Source organism: Tolypothrix sp. VBCCA 56010 (assembly GCF_050875635.1).
Taxonomy (GTDB): Bacteria; Cyanobacteriota; Cyanobacteriia; order Cyanobacteriales; family Nostocaceae; genus Hassallia.
The window spans coordinates 1-8,925 of record NZ_JBPAOH010000218.1; the positions used below are offsets into that span (position 1 = coordinate 1).

General features: G+C 38.5%; 10 protein-coding genes, 1 pseudogene and 1 CRISPR repeat array. Of the genes and pseudogenes, 9 read left to right on the plus strand and 2 right to left on the minus strand.

Annotated features, from left to right (window positions below; genetic code table 11):
- The first annotated feature begins 493 nt into the window (after window positions 1–493).
- From cas6 to AABK37_RS38110, 3 genes are read left to right on the plus strand one after another with little or no spacing between them, the layout of a single operon-like run.
- Entirely contained in the window at window positions 494–1,156 is a 663-nt protein-coding gene (gene cas6, locus AABK37_RS38100; protein ID WP_432556611.1) for a type I-MYXAN CRISPR-associated protein Cas6/Cmx6, read from the plus strand.
- Between the two features lie 2 nt (window positions 1,157–1,158).
- The gene (cas8a1, locus tag AABK37_RS38105) at window positions 1,159–2,736 is read left to right on the plus strand and encodes a type I-MYXAN CRISPR-associated Cas8a1/Cmx1 (protein WP_432556612.1); all 1,578 of its coding nucleotides are present in this window, start codon (window positions 1,159–1,161) and stop codon (window positions 2,734–2,736) included.
- A complete protein-coding gene (locus AABK37_RS38110) occupies window positions 2,714–3,202 on the plus strand; it encodes a hypothetical protein (RefSeq protein ID WP_432556613.1) in 489 nt (162 codons plus the stop codon). Before cas8a1 ends, AABK37_RS38110 begins: the two co-directional genes overlap by 23 nt.
- A 72-nt stretch (window positions 3,203–3,274) precedes the next feature.
- On the opposite strand, the gene AABK37_RS38115 is transcribed toward AABK37_RS38110, so the two are convergent.
- A complete protein-coding gene (locus tag AABK37_RS38115; protein WP_432556614.1) occupies window positions 3,275–4,117 on the minus strand; it encodes an IS5 family transposase in 843 nt (280 codons plus the stop codon).
- A gap of 131 nt (window positions 4,118–4,248) precedes the next feature.
- Between AABK37_RS38115 and AABK37_RS38120 the strand changes: the two genes are divergently transcribed.
- The 3 genes and pseudogenes from AABK37_RS38120 to AABK37_RS38130 form a co-directional block, all read left to right on the plus strand.
- A complete protein-coding gene (locus AABK37_RS38120) occupies window positions 4,249–4,596 on the plus strand; it encodes a hypothetical protein (protein ID WP_432556615.1) in 348 nt (115 codons plus the stop codon).
- A gap of 8 nt (window positions 4,597–4,604) precedes the next feature.
- Window positions 4,605–5,243 carry a type I-MYXAN CRISPR-associated protein Cas5/Cmx5/DevS gene (gene cas5, locus AABK37_RS38125; protein ID WP_432556616.1) on the plus strand — a complete coding sequence of 213 codons (639 nt, stop codon included), beginning with the start codon at window positions 4,605–4,607 and terminating at the stop codon, window positions 5,241–5,243.
- A gap of 247 nt (window positions 5,244–5,490) precedes the next feature.
- Window positions 5,491–5,810: a CRISPR direct-repeat array (repeat unit 36 nt; unit sequence GGTGATTCGTGGCTTTATGCCGTTAGGCGTTGCTCA).
- A 320-nt stretch (window positions 5,811–6,130) separates the two neighbouring features.
- A pseudogene (locus tag AABK37_RS38130) lies at window positions 6,131–7,032 on the plus strand (IS701 family transposase); the annotation flags it as partial.
- On the opposite strand, the gene AABK37_RS38135 reads toward AABK37_RS38130, so the two are convergent.
- Window positions 6,918–7,277, minus strand: coding sequence for a helix-turn-helix domain-containing protein (locus tag AABK37_RS38135; RefSeq protein WP_432556620.1), 360 nt, complete (start codon window positions 7,275–7,277; stop codon window positions 6,918–6,920). The pseudogene AABK37_RS38130 and the gene AABK37_RS38135 sit on opposite strands and share 115 nt — an antisense overlap.
- 107 nt (window positions 7,278–7,384) lie before the next feature.
- On the opposite strand from AABK37_RS38135, the gene AABK37_RS38140 reads away from it, so the two are divergent.
- The 3 genes from AABK37_RS38140 to AABK37_RS38150 all read left to right on the plus strand — a co-directional run.
- Window positions 7,385–7,696 (plus strand): hypothetical protein, encoded by a 312-nt coding sequence (locus tag AABK37_RS38140; RefSeq protein WP_432556617.1) that lies wholly within the window; start codon window positions 7,385–7,387, stop codon window positions 7,694–7,696.
- Window positions 7,689–7,973 (plus strand): helix-turn-helix domain-containing protein, encoded by a 285-nt coding sequence (locus AABK37_RS38145; protein WP_432556618.1) that lies wholly within the window; start codon window positions 7,689–7,691, stop codon window positions 7,971–7,973. Before AABK37_RS38140 ends, AABK37_RS38145 begins: the two co-directional genes overlap by 8 nt.
- 105 nt (window positions 7,974–8,078) lie before the next feature.
- Window positions 8,079–8,925, plus strand: an 847-nt coding sequence (locus tag AABK37_RS38150; RefSeq protein WP_432556619.1) for a hypothetical protein, incomplete at its 3' end; no start/stop codon positions are given.

The following is an 8,925-nucleotide window of genomic DNA, read 5'->3' on the forward strand; positions in this document are numbered from 1 at the left end:
TTGCCACACCTTGATTCCTTAAAAACTACCCATAAGGGTTTTGACCCTTCTTGCTTAGTCTCTCACAAAAATGGTCGGTTTATTTCCGCCACCCTGTACTAGTACACTAAGGCGTAAATAAACCACCCATTCCAAATCGATGAAACGCTTACGTTGTCTTGATTTTGAATTTTGAATTTTGAATTTTGAATTCCGCCTTGCGGTACTAGTGGAGTATTAGAAGATCCTCCTAACCAGTGAGAATATTGCGAACAATAGCCTAACCTGGATTGCCACTCTAACCAAAGTAGTCGGCGATGACAATGAGGACAATTTTGTACAAGAGGATGTTGATGTATTAAACAAACTCTGACATCTTGAAATTTGTATCCGCTCAATAAATCGGGGCGGACTACCAGTTCAGGAACGATTTTACGCCATTTGAGGCTTGTCACTGAGCGATTTACCCCGGATTATTAAGCGGTTACTGAAATTTTTCTCAAAATTTCCATCTATGGCAGTCATATTAATTCACAGTGAGGAACATGTAGACTTAACGTTTAAGCTAAGAGGCGCACCGATTTCTCTTGATAATGGTTATGCTATCTATAGGGCTTTGTCCAGTATTTGCCCTAGCCTTCACGAACTAAAGTCTATTGGGATTCATCCGATTGCTGGAATACCGACCAGAAACAATTTGCTTGAACTCACTGCTCAATCTCGTCTAAAAATTCGGATTTATCATCAACAAATTCCTTTAATTTATCCTTATTTAGCGGGTCAAGCCTTTCATATAGGTAAAAATTTTTATCAACTAGATATTCCTGACTACAAACCGTTAATTTCTTCAGAAAGTGTCTATTCCAGATTAGTGATAATTAAAGGGTTTCAAGACTCTACTAACTTTATTGAAGCTGTGCAACGGCAAATGGATAATTTAGGAATACAAGGAAAAATTGAACTTCTCACTCGACAAGATGGAACACCTCAACGAAGACAATTAACCATCAATAAAGAAGGGAAACAGTTTAAAGTTAGAGGATTTGGCGTAAAAATCAGTGAACTCAATCCTGAAGATTCGTTAATCCTGCAAGAACAGGGTATTGGTGGGAAACGAAAGATGATGTGTGGAATATTTGTCCCAGCGACTCGCAGCAAGGAAGAAGAGGAAACCTGATCATGGTTACTACCCAACCCAAAATTTCCCTATCTCTTGATGCTGCGGATACGACAATAATGCACCGCGTCGGAATGACGGGACTTTACATGACTTTAAAGCGGTTAGAAAAGCAATATCCCTCATCTCGTCAACGGGGAGGACATATATCATGGTTTTTTACTGCTGATACTATTGAATTATTCTGGGAAGGAAGTGATTTCGTTGCCTTATCTTGGTTAATTAAGGAGTCTTTTCAATTAGATGATACAGGTTTAATTCATTTAGCAGGATTAGACAATGATGCAATAGATTTAAGGCAGAAAATTTATATTCATGAGGGAATATGCGCTGTTTTCCTGCGTCATAATAAGTTTTATCAAGCGGGAGAGGTAGTTAATACTGAATTAACGGTTGAAGAAAAAAAAGTCGAGTATCGATACAAATCCCTAACTTGGTACGCACATCAAACTTTTGCAGAGAAGTTATGCGATACAGATACCCAACAACTGAGACGTGATTATGTTCAAATAACCAGTTGGTTGTATTTAGGGGGAATTGTTCGTCATGCGAGAACGCAGAATACTACAAAACTGGAAGAGAAACCTGAATACGCCTTAACATTATTATTTGTACTAGTAGTTTGTCATTATTGCTTAGTTCATATTCCATCAGAGGACTTGAAGGAAAGGAAACCCCATCGCTACTTGGTGGTGATTCCAGAAATCAAGGATTTTGAAGATGCTTCTCAAAGAAGATGGCGATTACAGCAATTAGAAACTAAACAGCTTCATGTGAGTAGCCTTGGTGAAGCAGGATTACTTTATTACAGCTTAGACGATATTCAGCCTGAAGGCGACTACTATCAAGCTTGTCAAGTTTGGTTATATGAAAAAATGAATCAAACTTCTCGTCAAAGAACATTGATGAGTATAGAAGAAATTGAAATTGACAAGAATATTTTAATCACTTATCAACAGGTGCAAAAATACTTTAAAACTAATTATCAGATAATTAAATATAAGCAAATTTTTATTAAGGTCAATCCGATTCGCTCCCTGATTGCTGATAATTTAGTTAAAGGAATCCATTGGTGGTCTAATTTTTGGGAAAAATTGGTGATAGAAAATTTAAAAGAATATTTATATAACCAGTTATTTTCCAATCGAGAAGGATTCATCATAATGGCAGAGAATAGTGAAGAAGACAAGCAGTATCTTATTTTTATTAAGGTATTTCAACAAGCTATGAAGGGCAACTTTGCTAAAATGTATGCCAAAGCAGACGAAGAAAAAGAGCCTCCAATTAAAAAGAAAGTTGAACGACTAAGGGCAGAGCTAAACTATTGTTATGATGAATTGTCATTTCAGGAATATTTGTCCGACTTTTTAGTAAGAGGGGGATTAAATAAGTATTTTAATGAGCATCAAGAAGAGATTTCACTACTAATTAAAAAATCACCTTGGCAAGAACTAAGAATTTGGTCATTGTTAGCGATCGCCAGTTATAAACCCAAAGATAAATCCACCCATAGTAATGATAGTTCATTCCCAAACAATGAAAAACTAGAAGAAGTGAATGATGACTCAGAAGAAGAATGACAATAATATTCCCAATTATTATCTTTACGGAACAGTCCTCACTCGTTATGGTTTAGCGTCCTTAAATCATGACATTAGCCGAGGAAATAAGACTATTCTCCAAAAAGGCTACTGGAATGGTAAAATTCATTCTTTTGTAGGTTCAAGTGCGATTCGTTGGGCGTTACGTTTTTATCTTCAAAAGCAAGGTTATTTAGTTAATCGAGTTTGGAATGAGGACGAACATATTAATCGGTTAACAAGTGAAGATTTCGATCCAGAACAATTTTATGATGATGATATTTTTGGGTTTGCTTTATTAGAGTCTGCTGAAACAGAGGAGGAAACTTCAACAATAAAGAGGAAAAAGAAACAAACAAAAGTCAGCACTCTTAATCAGCGAATGGGTGCTTTAGGGATGAATATGGCTGTTTCGCTAACGCCTTATGATGGTGCAGTCAAGTTAGGGGCAAAAAGTGGCAGATAAAAGGATAGCACGTCGCTTTACTTTACAGAGTATCATGCAACTCGATATCAATAGACCTCTTGCAAAAGTTAGTTAAGCAGATTCAGTTTTGGGGAGACGAAGCTCATAGTTGTACAAACCAGCTATGAGATTAAATCTCAAAGCAAATCTTTTTCGACGATTACGATAACGGTCAGACAAAATTTTAAATATTTTCAGTTTTCGATTGATATGCTCACCCACTACTCGAACTTTGGCTAACTCTTGATTACTCTTTTTGTCTTCACGACTCAGTTCACTGCCCCTAGGTTTCTTTTTTGGTATTCGGCTGTTGGCATGAAGTTTCTGAATTCCTTGATATCCTTTATCGCCCAAGCATTCGATATCTTTTCTCAACCGAACTTTACTGCTTTTGAAAATACGAAAATCATGCTCTTTTCCCTTACCATGTGCGGTACAGAGTATTTCTCCAGTAGTTTGGTTGACGACAACTTGAGATTTTAATGTATGTATGAATCTTTTTCCCACTGTAGAATTGTTTTTGTTTTTTTTAGGACGTTCTATCGGGCTTTCCGTAACATCCACTACCACAACCTCTATTTGATAATTTGGGTAGGAAAGCTTTTTCTTCCCAGGAAGAGAAAATTGTCTTGAACTGATGAGAATATCTTCAATTTTTCTGATAATACGATATGCTGTTGACTCGTTGACTTCCCAAGATTGGCCAATATGAAAATAGGTACGGTACTCTCTCCAATACTCCAATGTCATCAACAATTGGTCTTCCAAGCTCAGTTTACCCGGTCGCCCTGTTTTAAGCTTTGTTTTTGAACGCGATCGCACTACCTCGGTCATTTGAGTAAAAGTCTCCGGATGCACACCACACAAACGTTTGAATTCTTCAGGCTTGAGGTTCTTTACCTTTTCGTAAGTCATAGATGTTAAGAAAGCTCTAACCTACTTGTCCCACGCTTACAAGACTTTTGCAAGAGGTCTAATATTATTTTGGAATTAATGCCACTCATCTCAAAGATTATTCGCGAATTTTACCTCTGATAGATGGGATTATGAATCTGCCCAAGGTAGGAGGGAGTAGTAATATTTTTAATTATCCTTTCTGTCCAGATAGTTTTGTATTTCAATGGACAAATCATTTTGCTTCCTATATTTCCTATTGCTTTGAATATTGCGATCCTAAGAGTAAGGAAGCAAAACTTACAAAAGAGTTTATAGATGAAGTGGAATGCGGACAGATTGACCCTAGTAAGTTGTGGATTGGGGGAACAATTGTTAAGGAGTTACAGCAATTAGATAATTTTGATAATTCCCCTTTTAAGAAGGCGCATATTTATCGGAATCGAAATGAACTGATTGAAGCTTTGAAAACAGTCATTAAAAGAGATTTGGGCTTATAAGAATCAAAATGATTGCACCATTAATTCTCTATTTGGATGTTCCATTTACGACTTTTCGGGAGTCCCATGCAAGGGAAATGGGAAAAACCTATCCTGTACCTCCTCCAGCAACAGTGTATGGGATGTTGTTGTCTTTGGTAGGGGAAACGGATGTCTATCGCCACTGTGGGGTAGAATTGGCGATCGCAATGTTATCTATCCCCAAAAAGTCACGAATTTTGCGTCAAATGAGACGCTTTAAGAATGCTGATTTTAGCCATCCAGAGAATGTTATTCCCGGTTATCAAGAAATTTTGTCTAATCTCAAGTGTTTGATTTGGGTTCGTTCTGACGCGGAGAAGATACAACCAAATTTAAGGGAGAGGATACAGTTCGCGTTTGACCATCCTGAGCTAGTAAGACGGTTTGGTTGTTTATTTTTGGGAGAAAGTGACCAATTGATTAAAACGATTAAACTTGTCTCCCAAGATTACCTAGAGGGAGTTAGACAGTGGGTGATTAGGGATAATCGAGGCAGGTTAACCTTACCCTATTGGGTTGACCATGTGGGGTCAAGAAATACCCGATTTTTGAGGTATCAGATTGAGGAAATGCCAAGCTCACCACCTCCTGATTTGGCGTGGACGATGATTCTATCTCCAATTTGACAAGTATCTCTTATGGGAAAGGGAATTTAGGGTCAAAAAATGGCGGGAAGGTTTACACAGTAAGGGATATGGTAATTGAGACAACAAAAAAGGTGCTTGCCATTTTTGGGAAAGTTTATCGGCACTGGGTTTGAGGGGCTGAAAGTAAGGGAAACTTCGGTAAGTTTTGTGTTTTTGGTTTATCGATCTGGAAAGTACTTGTAAGATTGTAAATGAACCTTCCTCAGTTAAGGGTTTTCAACTTTGCTGTGATTCGTGGCTTTATGCCGTTAGGCGTTGCTCAATTTTTTTTGGCTTTCTGATTTTTCACCTTTTATAGGTGATTCGTGGCTTTATGCCGTTAGGCGTTGCTCAATTCTCTTTCTCTGCCTCAAGAGAGTGTGGGGAAGGTGATTCGTGGCTTTATGCCGTTAGGCGTTGCTCAAAGCCTTGCGAACTACCGAGGCGATTATGACTATATGGTGATTCGTGGCTTTATGCCGTTAGGCGTTGCTCAGACTGGCTTGCTCACTTTGGGCTAAGGCTGACAACTGTGATTCGTGGCTTTATGCCGTTAGGCGTTGCTCAGAGACTCTGCGTCTTTTGGGCATAACCTTGATTGAAGTGATTCGTGGCTTTATAATGTCCGTTTGTACGTTAAAAGCCCAAAGCCAGAATAAATAAGGTACAGAGCTGCGTACAGGCGAACGCTTACAGAAGTAACCTTTGGGGTCTACTCGTACCAAACAATCGATAAAAACTGGGGTTCTCAATTTGAGAAACAACCAGAGACAGTGCTACAAATTCTCGAAGTCGCTCATAGCATTAACCTTATCCCTCTTCTGTCACTTTCCGAGTATTCTGAATAAAATGATTAAAAGAAAAAACTCTGGAAGATAAGCAGGGCAATGGATGTAGAATTACAAATCCTTAAACATTTAGCAAGAGATGCCGAGCCAACAGTTGCGATCGTAGATGAATATTGTGCAGAGTATAAAGATTTATTTAAGGAAGTAAGAAATTATGAGTGCTTCAAATATTTACACTTAGGAATAATATCAACGCTCAAAAGAAAATCGTTACCAGAGATAGCGCTCATTGGTGAGTATAAACTCAGCCCAGTCATTACATCATTTTCTAGCAAATTCAAATTGGTCAGTAGATAAATTAAAACAACGAAGATTAAGTAAACTTAAGAAAGCATTAGATGGAAATGCCATTACAGTGGTAATAGATGAAACAGGAGATAGGAAAAAAGGTAAAAAAACTGATTATGTAGCAAGACTTTATTTAGGGAGTGTAGGGAAGGTAGATAATGGGATAGTTTCAGTAAATGCCTATGGGGTTTACTCTAACATAACTTTTCCATTGAGTATAAAAGTATTCAAACCAAAAGAGACGCTAAAAGAAGGAGATAAATATAAAACTAAAATAGAGTTAGCGTCAGAAATGATTACAGAATTAATTGAAGAGGGTTTTAATATTAAACTAGTACTAGCTGATAGTTTATATGGTGAAAGTAGCCAATTTATTAGAAAACTGGGTGAATATAACTTAGCCTATGTGGTAGCAATTTCGTTGTAATCATGGAGTCTGGTTGCCAGCCGGACAAAGCGTTAGGGCGAATAAGTGGTGTAAATTCTCCAGAACATTTAGTAATCAAAAATCAGAAACCAGATATATCAGAGAAATAGTTTATGGTAAAAAAAGAGCCATAACATACTGGGAAATAACTACTGATCCAGAAACCATGCCGGAAAATTCCACTTCTTTCATCATGACGAATCTGCAAGGGAATTTGAAGAAGACGCGATAGCGACCTCTATGGATTTCTGCAAAAAAAGCAGAAATAGATATGTTCAGCGCCTGTGCGAGCTTTTGTATGTTTTTTAGTGAAGGATTACGAGTCCCTGTTTCGATACTGGAAATGTAATTGCGATGAAGACCAGCCCTTTCAGCTAACTCTTCTTGGGAAAGGTCTAATTCTCGTCGCCGCCGTCTGATAGCTTTGCCAAAGCGATATTCAATATCTGGATCTGGGTTTTTTTGCCTCACAGAACCATCGTCAGGGAGTGTAGACAATTAATCCATACATAATAAATTTACTTTTGCACACTATATGTTAATTTAAAAATATTGGTGCAACACTGCCCCTAATAAATATGACCAATACATTTCCTCAGATTCCACCAGTAGCGATGCCAGAGGTAATTCCCAGCGAATTACCTAAGCAGAAATTTTATCTCGGTGAATGGGTGCGCTGGTTTCAAGTACCCAACGGTGATTTTGGTCGCGTCATCGGAGTAATCTACAGCCAACAAGCTAGTTGTATTGCCACTGGCTTACATTACTTGGTTCTTCTAGACGAGCGCAGTCCCTCTCGTGACACCTGTAGCTGCGACTTCGCTTTCGAGGATGATATCGAACCTCTGGATAACTCATTATTGTCAAGGCTTCAGGGCAATCATGTCTGAAGCTCAACAACATCAACAGGTGCTAAAACTGCACAACCAAATGTTCATGTCTCCCCAAGACTTTAGCTATCGTTGGGGATTGGGTTACGAAGAATTAGCAAAAATCTGTGCCATCTCTAAATCAACGGCTTATCACTGGTTGGGTGGACAAAAAAGCCAGAGAGAAGCTGGATTACCTTACCAGAGAATTATGGCTGTAGCTGATTTTCTTTTCTGTAATGCCGAAGTAATTAACCCTCTGTTGGAGGAGTGGCATAATTCTCAAACACCGAATTAATTCTTCAGTTTTTGCAAATTGACAAAACTTTTCTTCATCACCTTGACTGACATAAAAAATAGGTAGTAGGGTGCAATTTATCGTCACCAGTCTACCCACTGCTCCATGAACCGTTCCACCAATGACTCCTATTATCTGCCCTCTAGTATTGAATTGACAGAAAATCATGTCCTGATTTATCGCTTGGCAATCCCGATTGAAAATGCCATCAGCTACTTACAACAATTTCCCCAGTCAGAATACGAGGATATTTGCCTGGATGCTTTGGAGTTAGGATTTCTGTGCTTGCAAACTGCTCAAACTCGTCATGGCAACGAATTAATTAAGCAGCAGATGGAATCCTTGTTGGTGGAGTTTCAGCAGGCAGTCAAAGTAATTGCTCACTCTTTTGGGCAGGAATTAGTTAATCAAGTAGGGACAGATAATGGTCAATTATTAGCTCCACTGCAAAATCAAATTAATCTGACTTCAGCCGTCCTGACTGAAAAACTCAATAGCGTCAGCACTTTGCTTACACACGAAATTGACCCTGCCAGAGAAACTTCTGTTGTTGGTCGCTTTCTCTCTTCATTACGTCAACTATTAGATGCCAAACGCTCTGATTCTATTCAGGGGGCATTTAAAGCAGCATTAATAAATGCCACTAAGGAAAATGGTACTCTGGCTGCGGCAGTTAAAAATGTGGTTTCTGAGTCTGTCAAACCATTAACCGAACAAGTGGAAAAACTGACCAGGGAAATTCGAGATCAACACCTGACACAACAAGTACTTTCTGTGACAACTGCAAAAGGCATAACTTATGAAGAATCAGTTGTTGCCGAACTGCGAAATTGGTCAAAGTTGAGTGGGGTAGAGGTGGAGCATATTGGTCGTGATGGAGACACTGGCGATATTCTCCTAAAGTTCACCAGTAAATCGTTAGCTGTAATTGAACTGTCAATAGTGATTGAAG